Source organism: Aeromonas sp. 11P (assembly GCF_051920165.1).
GTDB lineage: Bacteria > Pseudomonadota > Gammaproteobacteria > Enterobacterales > Aeromonadaceae > Aeromonas > Aeromonas veronii.
The window spans coordinates 1971110-1986023 of the sequence record NZ_JBQBDJ010000004.1; the positions used below are offsets into that span (position 1 = coordinate 1971110).

Sequence of the window (14914 nt, forward strand, 5' to 3'; positions counted from 1 at the left end):
AAAAACCCCGGGCAAGCCCGGGGTTTGGAGAGTCACGATTATTTGGCCGGAGCGTCGTTGGCTTTGTCGATAGTGACATCCGCCACCGGTGCAGCCTCATCGGCCGGCTTGGCCTCGGCAGCCACAGTGGAACCGCCTTGCGGGGTATCACCGTGCTCGTCATGCCAGTTGCTCGGAGCACGAACCTCGCGACGCGCCATCAGATCATCGATCTGTTTGGCGTCGATGGTCTCGTACTTCATCAGCGCATCTTTCATGCTGTGCAACACGTCCATGTTATCCAGCAGGATCTGCTTGGAACGGGCGTAGTTGCGGTCGATGACCTGCTTGACCTCGGCATCGATGACGCGAGCGGTATCGTCGGACATGTGCTTGGCCTTGGCCATGCTGCGACCGAGGAACACCTCTCCATCTTCTTCCGCATAGAGCATTGGGCCGAGACGCTCGGACATACCCCACTGGGTCACCATCTTGCGTGCAATCTCGGTCGCTCGCTCGATGTCGTTGGACGCGCCAGTCGATACCTTCTCGGCACCGTAGATCAGCTCTTCTGCCAGACGACCGCCATACAGACTGGAGATCATTGACTCCAGATGCTGCTTGGAGTGGCTCCAGCGATCCTGCTCCGGCAGATACATGGTCACACCCAGCGCACGACCGCGCGGAATGATGGAGACCTTGTAAACCGGGTCATGATCCGGAACCAGACGACCAATGATGGCGTGACCGGCTTCATGATACGCAGTCATCTCTTTTTCGGACTCTTTCATCACCATGGAGCGGCGTTCCGCACCCATCATGATCTTGTCCTTGGCCTTCTCGAACTCGGCCATGGAGACCACTCGGCGGCTCTCACGAGCAGAGAAGAGGGCTGCCTCGTTGACCAGGTTGGCCAAATCCGCACCGGAGAAACCGGGAGTACCACGGGCAATCAGTGCCGGATTGACGTCATCCGCCAGCGGAACTTTGCGCATGTGCACTTTCAGGATCTGCTCGCGACCACGGACATCCGGCAGACCGACCACAACCTGACGGTCGAAACGGCCCGGACGCAGCAGTGCCGGATCCAGTACGTCAGGACGGTTGGTGGCTGCGATGACGATGATGCCTTCATTGCCTTCAAAACCATCCATCTCGACCAACATCTGGTTAAGGGTCTGCTCACGTTCATCGTGACCACCACCCAGACCGGCGCCACGCTGGCGACCGACCGCATCAATTTCATCGATGAAGATGATGCAGGGGGAGGATTTCTTGGCCTGTTCGAACATGTCACGCACCCGGGAGGCACCGACACCGACGAACATCTCCACGAAATCGGAACCGGAGATGGTGAAGAACGGCACCTTGGCCTCGCCCGCAATGGCCTTGGCCAGCAAGGTCTTACCGGTACCGGGAGGACCGACCAGCAACACACCGGTCGGGATCTTGCCACCCAGTTTCTGGAATTTGCTCGGGTCGCGCAAATAGTCGACCAGCTCCTTCACCTCTTCCTTGGCTTCATCGCAACCTGCAACATCAGCAAAGGTGGTCTTGATCTGATCTTCGCTCATCAGGCGAGCCTTGCTCTTGCCGAACGACATGGCACCTTTGCCACCGCCGCCCTGCATCTGACGCATGAAGAAGACCCAGACACCGATCAGCAGCAGCATCGGGAACCAGGAGATGAAGATAGAGGTCAACAGAGACGGCTCTTCCGGCTTCTCGCCCATCACTTTGACATTGTGATTGAGCATGTCGTTGAGCAGCTGGGGATCCGGCGCAGGTATGATGGTGGTGAATCGTTCACCAGTACGCTTGACGCCATTAATGACCTTACCGTCCATCCGCACTTCACGGATCTGCTCTTGGGTCACCTCTTTAACGAAGCTGGAATAGTCCAGCTGGCGACTGGTGGTATCGCTGGGGCTGAAGCTATTGAACACCGACATCAAAACGACGGCGATGACCAGCCACAGGATTAAGTTTTTCGCCATGTCACTCAAATCAGTAACCTCGCAGACTGACAGTTAACGATGAAGGTTAGGGTACTACAGTTTAAAACCGGTAGCCACAATGTAGACTTCCCGTGATCTGGCGCGGGATGAGTCTGGTTTACGAATTTTGACAGCGGAGAAAAGCTTACGAATTTCATTGAGATAGGCATCAAAGCCTTCTCCCTGAAACACCTTCACTACGAAACTGCCGTCACTACGCAATACCTGATTGCACATGTCCAGCGCCAGCTCGACCAGATACATGGCGCGAGCCTGATCCACCTGCTGGGTACCGCTCATGTTGGGCGCCATATCAGACATCACGAGATCGACCTTGTCGGGACCCACTCGTTCCAGCAAGGCGCCGAGTACAGTTTCCTCCCGAAAGTCCCCTTGCAGGAAATCGACACCAGCAATGGGATCCATCGGCAAAATGTCACATGCGATGACGCGACCCGAATCACCAACCTGTTCAACCGCGAACTGGGACCAACCACCGGGGGCTGCTCCCAAATCCACTACGGTCATGCCATGTTTCAGCAAGCGATCCTTGCCCTGGATCTCGTCAATCTTGAAAACAGCACGAGAACGCAGGCCCATTTTCTGGGCTTTTTTGACGTATTGATCGTCGAAATGTTCTTTTAACCAGCGAGTTGAACTGGGGGAACGTTTTTTCTGGGTCATGATAATCGACTTTAAAAAACCACAAGGGTTATTAGTATTAAGGGCTAAGTGGGGGTAGAATACGCCCCTTTCAACCCTGACTTATGAAGAAATTGCGATGATTCTCAACAATAAACAGAAACAGTACCTCAAGGGCCTTGCCCATAGCCTCAAGCCTGTCGTCCTGCTGGGTCAGCATGGTCTGACCGAAGGTGTACTGGCCGAGATCGATCTGGCACTGAACCATCACGAGCTGATCAAGGTTAAGGTTGCCTCTGAAGATCGCGAAATGAAACAACTGGTTATGGATGCTATCGTCCGTGAAACCGGTTCAATCAAGGTGCAAAGCATGGGTCATGTGCTGACCATTTATCGTCAAGCCAACGAACCCAAAATCCAGCTGCCCCGCAAGTAAAAGGAAAGAGCATCGCTCTTTCCTTATTCCACTTCTTCCCGAGTCGCTTGCCAAAGTAGTCGCAAAGCCCTTAACCTGCGATGAATACTTCCGGACACGCATTATGGCTCACCATCCTATTCTGACCGACGATGAGCTGGCCATGCTGCGGGACTTGGGGAGCAATCAGGACACCCATGTTCTGAGTGGTCACCTCGATGCCCCCATGCTTGGCTTGCTGCAAAAAGCCGAACACCTTGTACTCGAAGCCCGCTTCGCAGGCCATCAGCTGCGTTTTCCCCTGAGCTTTACCCAAGGGGAAGATGGCTTCGTCGAGCCCCGCTTATCTGCACCGGTCATCAGGGAGCTGGGGTTTGCCCAACCGCGCGCCTGGCGTCTCACCCAAAAAGCCAAGCTATGCAGCGAACTGGGCCTGTTTCAGGTACTCAGCCTCTCCCTCAACGGCCTCATCGTGGAAAATTTGCCAACCGACATGGTGGCCGATACCCCCATCAACGGCGAGCTCTGCATCGAGCAAGAGGCCCCTCTTCCACTGCAGGGACGACTGGTAAGGCGCATCAAAGCCAATGCCGACCATGCCACCTGGGCGCTGAGCTTTCAAATGAGCGAGAGCAACATCGAACGGCTGCGCCACTGGTTGTTTCAGCGTCATCAGGACGCCTTTACCGAGGCGTATCTGTCCTGATTTTTATCAATAATCATATAGATAAAGACAAACAGGGGAGCACCAGCCCCCCTGTTTCATCGTCTGTAGCATTCGCTTAGATATAAGCGACTTCCAGCACTTCGTATTCCACATCACCGCCCGGGGTCTTGACGATTGCGACATCGTCCACTTCCTTGCCAATCAGGGCGCGGGCAATGGGGGAGTTGACAGAGATGAGGTTCTGTTTGATATCAGCCTCATCGTCACCCACGATGCGGTAGACCACCTCTTCCTCTGTCTCGCTCTTGAGCAGAGTCACAGTCGCGCCAAAAATAACGCGGCCGTTGTTGGTCATCTTGGTGACATCGATCACCTGCGCATTGGAGAGCTTGGCTTCAATCTCCTGAATGCGACCTTCACAGAACCCCTGCTGCTCGCGAGCGGCATGGTATTCGGCGTTTTCCTTCAGATCGCCGTGCTCACGGGCATCGGCAATCGCTTCGATAATCTGGGGACGAAGCTCGGTCTTGAGATAATCGAGCTCTTCGCGCAGCTTCTCAGCGCCGCGAACAGTCATCGGAGTATGATTCATAGTCGAAACCTGGGTTGCTTGAAAATAGAAACTGCGGCCATCTGCAAGGAGGCCGCAGCAATCGGTTCGGATGAGGCATCTTAATATGAAGCCAACACAAAATCCACGTCAGCCCCCTGATGCAGATCCCACTTGCGTCATCGACATTCCCCTCGCTTACTTCCCTTCCGGTACGGAAATGGGGGACGAAACGGTCGGTTTGCCCTGCATGATGGCGATCTCCACCCGCCGGTTCATCCGACGATTTTCCGGGGTGGTATTGGGCACCAATGGTTGGGAGTCCGCCATCCCCTGCACCACCAGTCGCCCCTGATCAAAACCGGGGACCTTCAGCATCTGGTGCGCCACCGCCACCGCCCGTTGCGACGACAACTCCCAGTTGGACTGGAACAGCTCATCTTCGGTCGCCACGTTGTCGGTGTGACCGGAGATGGTGATTTCACCCGGCACATCCTTGAGCAGGGTCGCGACCTTGCGAATGACCGGCCAAAACTGGGGCTGCAGAAATGCCGAACCGGCCGGGAAAGATGCTTTTTCCCTGATCCGGATGATGATCTGCTGGCCCAACGCTTCAATTTCGATGGCACCATCCTGGATCTGATCTTTCATTTGCTCGGCGAGTGCTTTGGCCAGGGTATTGGACTGTTCTTGCGCCTTCTTCGCATCCTGCGCGGTATCGCCCCCCGTCTGCTTGCCATCACTCTTGTCCTGACCACCGGCCTGATCCGACTCGCCGGGCAGAAACTCCAGTTCTGTCTGGGTCAAATCGATGGTTTGCTGCATCACAGTATCAATTGGCGTGGGTTCCGGGCGACCGGGCCTAAACTCCTGGGCAATCACCGAGGTTCCCTTGGGAATATCTTTCACCTCAAGGATGTTCTGTACCCCGAATGCCTTGTCCATGGAACCGGCTATCTGTTTGAACTTCTGCACATCCATCTCGGCAAAGGAGAGCAACAGCACGAAGAAGCACATCAACAGCGACATCAGGTCGGCAAAGGTTCCCATGTAACCAGGGAGACCTGGTGGCGGGCACTTGCAATCAGACATAGCGCCCCCTATTCGGTGCCAGTATTACGTTTGGACTGGTTCAGATAGTTTTGCAGCATGGACTGGATCACCCGCGGGTTCTGGCCATCCTGAATCCCCATAATGGCATCAAGGATCAGGGTACGACTGAGCTTCTCCTCCCCGCTGCGCAGCTCCAGCTTGTCGGCAATCGGGATCGCCAACATATTGGCCTCTATCGCACCGTACAGGGTGGTAAGCAAGGCCACCGCCATCGCCGGCCCGATCGACTTGGGGTCACTCATGTTGGCCAGCATGGCCACCAGACCCACCAACGTACCTATCATCCCCATGGCAGGGCCCAGATCCCCAAGGGTACGGAAGACCTTGATGGCAATGACATGGCGCTCGGCTGTCAGGTCGATATCCTTTTCCATCACGGCACGCACCACTTCGGCATCGTGACCATCCACCAGCATGTCGATCCCTTTTTTCATAAATGGATTGGGGATCTCTGCGGCCTCCAGCGCCAGAAAGCCACCTTTGCGAGCCGCGTCAGCCAGTTCAACGGCTTTGGTAATCAGGTCTTCAAGCTTGTCGCCCTTGTACATAAAGGCTTTACCCGCCACCTTGAATGCCATCAGGAACTGGCCAAGGTTGAACTTCATCATGGCGATGAAGATTGATCCCAATACAGTGATGTAGACCGATGGCATATCAACATACATGCTCATGGGGCCACCCAGCAGCATGCCGTACACCACCACCCCGAAACCCAGCACTATCCCTATAAGACTGCCTAGATCCACGTCCCTACTCCTGTCACCGGTTCTTATGCCTAATTATAGTTTGTTGAATTTTCTGCTATTGCGACCCTAGCGGCAAGCATGCATCCACTGAGAATGATGGCTCATTATCGGCCAGTTTAGCGAGAGTTTGAGGGGGCGATGCTTTTCTGCCTCCCCCCTGTGGACGGTCGATGTTAATATAAGCCGTTTTTTTCAATCCCCGAGGATGGACATGGCCAGTAAAAAAATCGACCGTCTGAGTTTTGATGCCACTCTGGAAGAGCTGGAAACCATCGTTCATCAGCTGGAACAAGGTTCCCTACCCCTGGAAGAGGCACTCAAGCAGTTCGAGCAGGGAGTTCATCTGGTTCGGGCCGGTCAGCAGAAGCTGGAACTGGCCGAACAGAAGATCCAGATCCTGCTCAGCCAAGCCGATGGCAGTGACCAGCTCGCCCCCTTCCAGCCAGAACAAGGAGAGGAGTGAGTGGCGCTGGACCATTTTTCCCGTCTGCATCGTCAGCGTATTGACGACTGTCTGTCAGCACAACTTGAATCCTTGCCCGCCATGGCGCCGCGCCTGCGCGATGCCATGAGTTATGGCCTGCTGCTGGGCGGCAAGCGGGTTCGCCCGTTTCTGGTCTACGCGGTCGGCGAGATGCTGGGCGTCAAGAGCGAACTGCTGGATGGCCCTGCGGCTGCCGTGGAGTGCATCCACGCCTACTCCCTGCTGCACGATGACCTGCCCGCCATGGATAACGACGACCTGCGTCGTGGTCAGCCAACCGTTCACAAGGCGTTTGACGAAGGAACCGCCATTCTGGCCGGTGATGCGCTGCAGACCCTGGCGTTCTCCATTCTCGCCGATCACCCCATGCCCGATACCTTGATGGCCAACCGGGTGCGGATGCTGAGTACCCTCGCCCGCGCCTCCGGCTATCTCGGTATGTGTGGCGGTCAGGCACTGGATCTGCAGGCCGAAGGGCGCCAGATCTCGCTCGCAGAGCTGGAGCAGGTACACCGCCACAAGACCGGTGCGCTGATTGAGTGCGCCGTGGCGCTCGGCGCCCTGTGCAAAGCCGATGTCGATGACGCCACGCTGGCGGCCCTGCAAACCTACGCCGCCGCGATTGGCCTCGCCTTCCAGGTGCAGGATGACATCCTCGACATCACAGGTGATACCGCCACCTTGGGCAAGCCGCAAGGTTCTGACCTGGCGCTGGAAAAAAGTACCTATCCGGCCCTGCTCGGACTCGAAAATGCCCGTGAGCTGGCTCGCGAACTGCATGGGAAAGCCTTAACAGCCCTGCAATCCTTGCCCTACAATACCGACATTCTGGAAGCGTTTGCCGATTACATCATCGAGCGAACCCACTAAACGCTGGATAACAGTAACAATATGAGCGTTGATATTAGCAATTTCCCCAACCTGGCCCTCGCGGACACTCCGGTCGAGCTGCGTTCCTTGCCCAAAGATCGGCTGCCGGTGCTGTGCAACGAGCTGCGCGAATATCTGCTGCGCTCAGTCAGCCGCTCCAGCGGACACTTTGCCTCCGGTCTCGGCACGGTCGAACTGACTGTGGCCCTGCACTACGTCTACAACACTCCGTTCGATCGGCTCATATGGGATGTGGGCCATCAGGCCTATCCCCACAAGATCCTGACCGGGCGCCGTGACCAGATCCACACCATCCGGCAGAAGGATGGTCTGCACCCCTTCCCCTGGCGCGGCGAGAGCGAGTACGACGTGCTCTCCGTCGGCCACTCCAGCACTTCCATCGGTGCGGCGCTCGGTATGGCGGTCGCCGCCGAGAGTGAAGGGCTGGGTCGCAAGGTGGTAGCGGTGATTGGTGATGGTGCCATTACCGCAGGGATGGCCTTTGAAGCGCTCAACCACGCCGGCGATGTTCACAAGGACATGTTGGTGATCCTCAACGACAACGAGATGTCCATCTCCGAGAATGTCGGCGCACTCAACAACCATCTGGCCCGGGTCATGTCCGGCAAGCTCTACACCACCATCCGCGAAGGCGGCAAGAAGGTGCTGGCGGGTCTGCCGCCGGTCAAGGAGCTGGCCAAGCGGGCCGAAGAGCACCTCAAGGGAATGGTGGTGCCCGGCACCCTGTTCGAGGAGTTCGGCTTCAACTATATCGGCCCCATCGACGGTCACGATATCGAGGCGCTGGTCGAGACCCTGCGCAACATGCGCAACCTCAAGGGCCCGCAGCTGCTGCACGTCAAGACCAAGAAGGGCAAGGGTTACGAGCCGGCGGAGAAAGACCCCATCGGTTATCACGCCGTGCCCAAGTTCAATCCTGACGATTGCTCCCTGCCCAAGGCGAGCGGTGCCAAACCCACCTTCTCCGCCATCTTTGGCCAGTGGCTGTGCGACATGGCTGCCAAAGACGAAAAGCTGGTCGGCATCACCCCCGCCATGCGCGAAGGCTCCGGGCTGGTGAAATTCAGCCAGCAATATCCGGATCGCTACTTCGATGTGGCCATTGCAGAGCAGCATGCAGTCACTTTCGCCGCGGGTCTTGCCATCGCCGACAAGAAGCCGGTGGTGGCCATCTATTCGAGCTTCCTGCAGCGCGCCTACGATCAGGTGATCCACGACGTGGCGCTGCAAGATCTGCCGGTGCTGTTCGCCATCGACCGGGCCGGTCTGGTGGGCGCCGATGGCCCAACCCATCAGGGAGCGTTCGACATCAGTTTCCTGCGCACCGTGCCCAACATGGTGATCATGACCCCCTCCGACGAGAACGAGTGCCGCCAGATGCTCTATACCGGCTATCTCCATCAGGGCCCTGCCGCAGTGCGCTATCCGCGCGGCAGCAGCCTGAGCGAGGCCCCCATCTCGTCAGAAATGCAGGCACTGGAGCTCGGCAAGGGACGAATCCTGCGAGAGGGCAAGGGCACTGCCATTCTGGCGTTTGGCACCTTGCTGCACCACGCGAGAGCGGCGGCCGAAGCGCTGGATGCCACTCTGGTGGACATGCGCTTCGTCAAACCGATGGATGAGGCACTGGTGCTGTCGCTGGCAGCCAGCCACGATCAGTTTGTCACTCTGGAAGACAACGCCATCATGGGCGGCGCCGGTTCGGCGGTGAACGAGCTGCTGATGCGCAGCAAACAGTGCAAGCCGGTGCTCAACCTCGGCCTGCCGGATCGCTTCGTTGAACAGGGCACCCAACAGGAGATCTATGCCCTGCTCGGTCTGGACGATGCAGGTATCCAGCGCAGTATCGAAAGCTGGCTGCAAGCCTGATAACGCTTAAAGTTATTAAGCAAAAGAAGGGCGCCTCATTGGCGCCCTTCTTATTTTGCGTTTCTGATCCTGATTAACCTTTGTAGATCTTGGGGTTAAACACATCCCGCAGCCAGTCACCCAGCAGATTGATGACCAGCACCAGCACCACCAGACAGATACCCGGGAAGGCGGTGATCCACCAGGAGCCGGAGAAGATGTAGTTGAAGCCGACGCTAATCAGCGAACCGAGCGAGGGCTGATCAACCGGCATCCCCAGACCGAGGAAGGAGAGCGCCGCTTCACTCATGATGGCGTTGGCCACCTGCACGGTGGAGATAACCAGAATGGGAGACAAACAGTTGGGCAGAATGTGGCGGAACATGATGCGCGGGGCGCGGAACCCCATCACCTTGGCCGCTTCCACATACTCCTTCTTCTTCTCCGCCAGCACAGAGGCGCGCACAGTACGGGCGTACTGCGGCCACTCGGCGATACCGATGATCACCACCAGCATCATGATGGCAAACTTCGAGTAAAACTCGGAGCCAAAGGTTGCCTGAAAGATAGCGGAGATGATGATCGCCACCATCATGGTGGAGAACGAAAGCTGCACATCGGCAAAGCGCATCAGCAGGTTGTCGATGCGGCCACCGAAATAACCGGCAATCAGACCAATGACGATACCGAGCACCAGTTGCAGCGCCACCGCAAACAGGCCGATGGTGAGGGAGATACGGGCGCCATAGAGAATGGTACTCCAGATATCCCGCCCCTGGTTGTCGGTACCGAGCCAGAAGCGCTCCTCGCCACCTTCGAGCCAGGAGGGGGGCAACTCGGCATCCATCAGATCAAAACTGGTCTGGTCATAGACGTTGTGCGGTGCCAGCCAGGGCGCCAGCAGCGCCGCCAGCACGAACACAACAAACACCGCAAAGCTGAACATGGCTACCTTGTCCCGCAGGAAGTAGTAGACGATGTCGGAATTCTTGAAACGTGCCCAACGGCTTGGGCTTGCAGTTACAGCGTTACTCATGCTTACCCCTTGGCAGTCAGGTTAACGGTCGGGTTGATCAACCCGTAGAGCAGGTCGACCAGGGTATTGGTCACCACGAAGATCAGTCCCACGAAGATGACGTAGGCGGTGATGAGGGGCGTATCGACCCGGTGGATCGCCTCGAGGAACAGGAAGCCGGTGCCCGGCCACTGGAACACGCTCTCGGTCAGGATGGTGTAGGCCACCATGGTGCCGATCTGCACCCCACCGACGGTAATGACCGGCAGCATGGTGTTCTTCAGGGCGTGCTGATAGTAGACCTTGTTGTTGTCCAACCCTTTGGCGCGGGCGAATTTGACGTACTCGGAGGAGAGCTGCTCCAGCATCTCGGAGCGCACCAGCCGGATAAACAGCGGCAGCATGATGGAAGAGAGCGACACCGCGGGCAGGATCAGGTGCTTGATGCCATCCCAGGTGAAGAAGCCCGACTCCCAACCCAGCAGGTTGCGGGTTTCGCCGCGGCCATAGGCCGGCAGCCAGCCCAGCTGGATGGAGAAGAGGTACATCAGCATGATGGCGGTCAGGAAAACCGGGATCGAGATACCGATACTGCTCCCCGCCATGATGATCTTGGTGGGAATGCTGCGCGGGCGGATCGCCGAATAGACACCGAGTGGAATGGAGACCACCACGATGATGAGCGCGGCAGCAAACACCAGCTCAAGGGTAGCCACCAGCTTGTCGAGGATCACCTCGAGAGCGGGTCGCTTGAAGAAATAGGAGGTGCCCAAATCCCCATGCACCGCATTTTTCAAAAAGCGGCTGTATTTGATGAGGAAGGGATCGTTAAGGCCCATCTTCTCGCGCAACTCGTGACGCTGGGCTTCGGAGACGGATTGTCCCACCAGCTCGCGCAACGGGTCACCCAGGTTGTCCTGGATGGAGAAGGCGACCAGGCTGATGACGAACATCACTATCACGGCCTGATAGAACCGTTTCAGCAGGAATGTAAACATGCTTGTCCTTCTACGTGGCCTGTGTCGTGGCACAGGCTTCTGTTAGTGGGCGGAGTGGCCAGCTGACCACCCCGCCCCGTCCTTCCTTGCGACGTTCTCTTACTTGCTGACCACCAGGTCACCCAGGTAAGGGAAGTTCATCACGTTGACCACCGGCTTGATATCGACGTTCTTCTTGGCGCCATAGGCCAGATCTTCCCAGTGCAACGGCACGTAGGCAGCATCTTCGATCAGCATGGCTTCGACCTTCTTCAGCATCTCGGCACGCTTGGCCGGATCGGTCTCTGCGTTGGCATCCATCACCAGCTTGTCAGCTTCGGCGTTGGCATAACCGGCGCAGTTGTACTGACCCATACCGGTCTTGGCATCCTTGGTGAAGGTCAGGAACTCGAAGAAGTTCGCGGTATCTTCGGTGTCGGAGTGCCAGCCGATCAGCTGCATGTCCGCGGCGCACTTGTCAAACTCAGGCCAGTACTGGGCCACCGGCATGGTTTTCAGATCTACCTTGATGTTGATCTTGGCCAGCATGGCGGAGACAGCCTGGGCAATCTTGACGTCGTTGACGTAGCGGGCAGCCGGGGAGATGAAGGTCATCTTGAAGCCTTTCTCGTAACCGGCCTCTTTCATCAGCTCCTTGGCCTTGGCCAGATCATACTGGGGCACCAGCGCCTCGTTGTGACCGGCATAGCCTTTCGGGCTCAGCTGACCAGCAGGGGTACCGAAGCCCTTGTTGATCTTCTCGACGATACCCACCTGGTTGATGGCGTAGTTGATCGCCTGACGCACGCGCTTGTCTTTCAGCGCCGGATTGGTGTTCTGGTTCAGCTCGATGATGATGGCACGGGTACCGGACAGGGTAACCAGCTGGGAGTCCTTGCCATTCTTCACCCGCTCCAGATCGTTCGGCGCAACCGGATAGATCATGTCCACGTCGCCACCCAGCAGGGCTGCAACACGAGTCGCATCTTCCTTGATGGGCACCACGGTCAGGTTCTCGACGTTACCCTTGGAGGCTTTGTCCCAGTAGTTGGCGTTGCGGGCATAATCCAGCTTCACACCCTGCTCGCGGAACTTGACGGTGAACGGGCCAGTACCGGAGACGTGGGTAGAGGCATAGGAGTCGCCGTTTTTGACGATCTCGGCCTTGTCTTTGCCCGCTTCGGTCTTGCCGGTGTAGAACTTGGAGTCCATCGGGAAGATGTAGGTGACGGTCTGCAGCACCAGCGGGAAGGGCTTCGCGGTAATCAGATCGACGGTGTAGTCATCGACCTTCTTCACTTCGCTGATGGGATCGAAGATCGCCTTGAAGTCGACGGAGGATTTCAGGCGGTTGACGGTCCACACCACGTCGTCTGCGGTGAAGTCGTTGCCGGAGTGGAACTTGACCCCTCTGCGCAGGTGGAAGCGGACAGTCTTGTCATCGACACGCTCGAACTTCTCGGCCAGACGGGGCTCGAACTGCAGGTCCTGGGTGTAACGCATCAGGGGATCGAATACCAGGTGCGACATCTCCAGGGTCTGACCGGAGAGCTGCTCCTGCGGATCCAGCGAAGTGGCGTCAGAAGCGACACCCACCTTGATATCAGCGGCTGAGACACTGAAGGCGAAACCGGCGGCAAACAGCGCCAGGGCAATCTTGGACAATCCTTTCTTCATCTTGTTCTCCATGCTTTTGGCTTTCTTATGACACTTTTTTGACAAGCAGACCGGCGCACCGGCGCTCTCCTAGCTTGCGATTTCCAGCCCCTCGCGGGACATTCCCTTGAACTCCGGCATGAGGGAGATCAGCTTGCGGCTGTACTCATGCTCGGCATTGGTAAAGAGTTTCTCGGTCTCGGCCACTTCCACCAGATGACCGTGCTGCATCACCCCGATGCGGTCGCACATCTGGCGGATCACCGGCAGATCGTGGCTGATAAACAGCATGGTGAGCTTGAGCTCCTGCTGCAGATCCTTGAGCAGGTTGAGGATCTGGGCCTGCACCGACACATCCAGCGCCGAGGTCGGCTCGTCGCAGATAAGGAAGCGCGGGCGAGTGGCCAGGGCGCGGGCAATGGAGATACGCTGGCGCTGACCGCCGGAGAACTCGTGGGGATACTTGACCCCGGCACCACGACCGAGACCCACGTGATCCAGCAGATCGCCGACAATCCCCTCAATCTGGCTCTCGCTGCTCGCCAGCTGATGGAAGCGGATCGGCTCGGCAATGATGTCGCGCACCTTCATCCGCGGGTTCATCGACGAATAGGGGTTCTGAAACACCATCTGCATCTGGCGACGCAACGGGCGACGCTCGCGCTCGCTCTTGAGAGCGGTCAGATCGATCCCCTCGAAGAAAATCTTGCCGGTATCAGGCGGATAGAGACCGGTGATGGCGCGGGCAATGGTCGATTTGCCGGAGCCCGACTCCCCCACCAGACCGAAGGTTTCACCCTCGAAGATCTCGAAGCTGATGTTGTTGCAGGCGCGTACATACTGGCGGCGGCTCGGGAAGATGGAGTCCTTGGTGACGAACTTCAGATCGACATTCTCCACCCGCAGCAGCGCCCCTTCATAGGCACGCTCGTCCTGACTCTGGCCGAGCCAGTGGGTTTTGAGGTCGATATTGGTATCCGGCGCACTGGCATCCTCGATATAGGAGACCAGCGGGAAACGCACCAGCTTCACGTCGGAGCGGGGTACCGCCGAGATGAGGCTGCGGGTATAGGGGTGATTGGGGCTGCCCAGTACCTGTTCGGTCAGGCCGAACTCCACCAGATCGCCGCGATACATCACCGCCACCTTGTCGGTGACGTTGGAGACCACCCCCATGTCGTGGGTCACCAGCATGCAGCCCACCTGACGCTCTTTGCAGAGGGCGCGGATAAGCTGGAGGATCTGATCCTGAATGGAGACGTCGAGCGCAGTGGTCGGCTCGTCGGCGATGATCAGCTCCGGATCGCAGGAGAGCGCGATGGCGATAACCACCCGCTGACGCATGCCACCGGAGAACTGGTGCGGATACTGTTTGATGCGCAGCTCCGGCTGCGGAATACCCACCGCCCCCATCAGCTCCAATGCCTTGGCAAAAGCGGCTTCGCGAGAGAGGTCGGTATTGGCCAGAATGGTCTCCACCAGCTGATGCTCAACGGTGAACAACGGGTTGAGGGAGGTCATGGGGTCCTGGAAGATGAACCCGATACGGGAGCCACGGATGGCCCGCATCTCGTTCTGGCTCTTGCCGGAGATGAGCTCGCCATTGAGATAGATATCGCCACGGGCGATGCGACCCGGCGGGCTCAGCAGATCGATAACGGCGTTGCCGATGGTGGACTTGCCGGCGCCGGATTCACCGACCACCCCGACAATCTCACCCTTTTCGATAGAGAAAGAGAGATCCTTCACCGCGGCCAGCACCCCGTAGCGGGAGGGGTACTCGATCCGCAAGTTCTTTACTTCGAGCAAGGACATGTTTACCTCTGCGGGGGACATCCGTCCCAAATAATTCGTCCGTAAATCAGCCGCAGATGCCGGTTGTTACCTTGGGCAATATTTGCTCAATCCATGAGGCAGCGAAACCAGCGATCCGG

General features: G+C 57.6%; 14 protein-coding genes. 5 read left to right on the forward strand and 9 right to left on the reverse strand.

The window, feature by feature from the left end:
• Positions 1–38 precede the first annotated feature (38 nt).
• Positions 39–1985 (reverse strand): ATP-dependent zinc metalloprotease FtsH, encoded by a 1947-nt coding sequence (gene ftsH, locus ACTG1P_RS08960; RefSeq protein ID WP_042060094.1) that lies wholly within the window; start codon positions 1983–1985, stop codon positions 39–41.
• Between the two features lie 45 nt (positions 1986–2030).
• Entirely contained in the window at positions 2031–2660 is a 630-nt protein-coding gene (rlmE, locus tag ACTG1P_RS08965) for a 23S rRNA (uridine(2552)-2'-O)-methyltransferase RlmE (protein ID WP_440001053.1), read from the reverse strand.
• 97 nt (positions 2661–2757) lie between these two features.
• On the opposite strand from rlmE, the gene yhbY reads away from it, so the two are divergent.
• Positions 2758–3054, forward strand: coding sequence for a ribosome assembly RNA-binding protein YhbY (yhbY, locus tag ACTG1P_RS08970; protein WP_005338829.1), 297 nt, complete (start codon positions 2758–2760; stop codon positions 3052–3054).
• Between the two features lie 103 nt (positions 3055–3157).
• Positions 3158–3739 (forward strand): hypothetical protein, encoded by a 582-nt coding sequence (locus ACTG1P_RS08975; protein ID WP_043822834.1) that lies wholly within the window; start codon positions 3158–3160, stop codon positions 3737–3739.
• A 76-nt stretch (positions 3740–3815) separates the two neighbouring features.
• On the opposite strand, the gene greA is transcribed toward ACTG1P_RS08975, so the two are convergent.
• From greA to pomA, 3 genes are all read right to left on the reverse strand, one after another.
• Entirely contained in the window at positions 3816–4292 is a 477-nt protein-coding gene (gene greA, locus ACTG1P_RS08980; protein ID WP_005338833.1) for a transcription elongation factor GreA, read from the reverse strand.
• A gap of 156 nt (positions 4293–4448) precedes the next feature.
• Positions 4449–5342, reverse strand: coding sequence for a flagellar motor protein MotB (locus ACTG1P_RS08985; protein ID WP_103250974.1), 894 nt, complete (start codon positions 5340–5342; stop codon positions 4449–4451).
• An 8-nt stretch (positions 5343–5350) separates the two neighbouring features.
• Positions 5351–6109: a flagellar motor protein PomA gene (gene pomA / locus ACTG1P_RS08990; protein ID WP_058057300.1), complete on the reverse strand. Its 759-nt coding sequence runs from the start codon at positions 6107–6109 to the stop codon at positions 5351–5353.
• Between the two features lie 211 nt (positions 6110–6320).
• On the opposite strand from pomA, the gene xseB reads away from it, so the two are divergent.
• The 3 genes from xseB to dxs are packed head-to-tail and all read left to right on the forward strand — an operon-like array spanning position 6321 to position 9353.
• Positions 6321–6572, forward strand: coding sequence for an exodeoxyribonuclease VII small subunit (gene xseB / locus ACTG1P_RS08995; RefSeq protein ID WP_005338838.1), 252 nt, complete (start codon positions 6321–6323; stop codon positions 6570–6572).
• Positions 6573–7463 (forward strand): (2E,6E)-farnesyl diphosphate synthase, encoded by an 891-nt coding sequence (gene ispA / locus ACTG1P_RS09000; protein WP_005343523.1) that lies wholly within the window; start codon positions 6573–6575, stop codon positions 7461–7463.
• Positions 7464–7484: 21 nt separating this feature from the next.
• Positions 7485–9353 carry a 1-deoxy-D-xylulose-5-phosphate synthase gene (gene dxs / locus ACTG1P_RS09005; protein ID WP_440001054.1) on the forward strand — a complete coding sequence of 623 codons (1869 nt, stop codon included), beginning with the start codon at positions 7485–7487 and terminating at the stop codon, positions 9351–9353.
• Positions 9354–9426: 73 nt separating this feature from the next.
• Here the strand turns inward: dxs and ACTG1P_RS09010 are convergent, their stop codons facing one another.
• The 4 genes from ACTG1P_RS09010 to ACTG1P_RS09025 all read right to left on the reverse strand — a co-directional run bounded on the left by ACTG1P_RS09010 (position 9427) and on the right by ACTG1P_RS09025 (position 14795).
• Positions 9427–10368: an ABC transporter permease gene (locus ACTG1P_RS09010; protein ID WP_040068611.1), complete on the reverse strand. Its 942-nt coding sequence runs from the start codon at positions 10366–10368 to the stop codon at positions 9427–9429.
• A 2-nt stretch (positions 10369–10370) separates the two neighbouring features.
• Positions 10371–11345: an ABC transporter permease gene (locus tag ACTG1P_RS09015; protein WP_005343520.1), complete on the reverse strand. Its 975-nt coding sequence runs from the start codon at positions 11343–11345 to the stop codon at positions 10371–10373.
• Positions 11346–11444: 99 nt separating this feature from the next.
• Positions 11445–13001 (reverse strand): ABC transporter substrate-binding protein, encoded by a 1557-nt coding sequence (locus ACTG1P_RS09020; RefSeq protein WP_440001055.1) that lies wholly within the window; start codon positions 12999–13001, stop codon positions 11445–11447.
• Positions 13002–13070: 69 nt separating this feature from the next.
• The gene (locus ACTG1P_RS09025; protein WP_005358467.1) at positions 13071–14795 is read right to left on the reverse strand and encodes a dipeptide ABC transporter ATP-binding protein; all 1725 of its coding nucleotides are present in this window, start codon (positions 14793–14795) and stop codon (positions 13071–13073) included.
• Positions 14796–14914 lie beyond the last annotated feature (119 nt).